1 protein-coding gene is annotated in these 1,095 nt (G+C 54.7%); it reads right to left on the bottom strand.

Annotated features, from left to right (window positions below; genetic code table 11):
- Positions 1 to 254 precede the first annotated feature (254 nt).
- On the bottom strand, positions 255 to 1,095 hold an 841-nt coding region (locus EN869_RS33670), incomplete at its 5' end, for a gamma-glutamyl-gamma-aminobutyrate hydrolase family protein (protein ID WP_210213425.1).

Raw genomic sequence — 1,095 nt, 5'->3', positions numbered from 1 at the left:
CTAAAATGAGCAACGAAATTGTACGCCGTGTCGCCGCAGGCAGTGCACTTGCTGGATAGCTGCTAACGAATTCGGCGAGTTCAGATATGGCTCGCACTGAGGTATACTCCAATATATCCGCTTCTTTGGCGATAAAATGCCTGCCAAAATGGAGGCTGACGTTGTGCAGGGGGACGGCTATTAGCGCCGCAGCCGGTTAACGCCTCAAGGAATTTTTTGCGTCTGAGGCAGCACGCGCGTGCTGGTGGCGCACGTCATGCAGGTTCTCTTGCAATCGAACTGCAGGCTCTTGCGAAGTTATCGATCAAATTGCGACAGGCGGGCTCACTGTCGTACATCCACTCAGGGTGCCACTGTACGCCGACCATGAATGGCCGGCCGGGTGCCTCGATCGCCTCGACGACACCATCGTCAGCTCGCGCCGAAACGACGAATTCAGGAGCCAACTGTTTAATGGCCTGGTGGTGATAGCTGTTTACTCGGAAAGACGATGATTGCGCTCCACAGAGCCGCCACAGCTGCGTGTCGCGTTCCAACTGAACCTCGTGAACCGTCTTATCCAACGGGGTGCCATCGCGATGATCGATTACGTTTTGTAGTTCATCTAAGGTATGAGGATAGATCGTACCCCCGCCTACAACATTCAAAATCTGCATCCCTCGGCAGATGCCGAGAACGGGCATGGGCCGATCGAACGCTGAACGGGCGAGCGCGAATTCGAAGTCGTCGCGCTCGGGGATCATCCGTTGAACAGCGGGGTGCGGAGGCGCGCCGTAAAGTTCGGTTGGAAAATCGCCACCTCCAGTAAGAACGAGCCCAGAAACGAGGTCTAATAACGCGCTCACGTCATCTTCTTTGACATACGGCAAGATGATTGGAAGCGCACCGGCTTTTTCGATTGCGCTTACATAGTGGACGAGACAGAAGTAACCATCCTTTTCCACGTCGAAATTGCTGACGATCCCTATGACTGGTCGCATGTGCTTTGCCATCTTGAATGGAGTGCTTATATACGCGAGAAGAGCTTGCGCTCCATGGTGGTCAGGCGTTCCGGGCCTTTTTCCGTCACCAGCACCGTCTCGCTGAAGCCCATCC

The sequence above is a fragment of the Mesorhizobium sp. M2D.F.Ca.ET.226.01.1.1 genome (assembly GCF_004022705.2).
In the GTDB taxonomy this organism is placed as follows: Bacteria; Pseudomonadota; Alphaproteobacteria; order Rhizobiales; family Rhizobiaceae; genus Mesorhizobium.
Note: the sequence above shows the minus strand (reverse complement) of the source record. Positions and strands in the feature narration are given on the sequence as shown.